The organism is Acuticoccus kandeliae (genome assembly GCF_003073115.1).
In genome coordinates this window covers 1-472 of the sequence record NZ_QBBV01000043.1, presented here as the reverse complement: position 1 = coordinate 472, position 472 = coordinate 1, and the positions used below count along the sequence as shown (strand labels likewise).

At 68.4% G+C, this 472-nt stretch carries 1 protein-coding gene; it reads left to right on the top strand.

The window, feature by feature from the left end; translation table 11 throughout:
• Positions 1-67: 67 nt before the first annotated feature.
• Positions 68-472 (top strand): 50S ribosomal protein L17 (gene rplQ, locus DBV35_RS29215; RefSeq protein ID WP_108663926.1); only part of this gene is annotated, 405 nt, incomplete at its 3' end.

Below are 472 nucleotides of genomic sequence, written 5' to 3'. Positions count from 1 at the left end.
GCGGGTTCGACCCGGACACCTTCGGTGACGACGGTCAGGACTACGCAGAAACGGAGCAGTTGTAGCCATGCCCCAGCCCACCAAGGGTGCCCGCCTCGGCGGGTCGCCCGCGCACCAGCGGCTGATCCTGGCCAACCTGGCGACCTCGCTGTTCGAACACGGCCGGATCACCACCACCGAGGCCAAGGCCCGGCGGCTGCGTCCGTACGCGGAGCGGCTGATCACCAAGGCCAAGGCCGGCGACCTGCACAACCGGCGCGAGATCATGAAGGTGATCCGCGACAAGTCGGTCGTGCACCGCCTCGTCACCGAGATCGGCCCGTTCTTCGCGGACCGCAACGGTGGCTACACCCGGATCACCAAGACGATGCCGCGCAAGGGCGACAACGCCCCGATGGCGGTCATCGAGCTGGTCCAGCAGAAGACGGTGACCGACGAGGCCAACCGTGCCCGTCGTTCGGCCGCGTCGCAG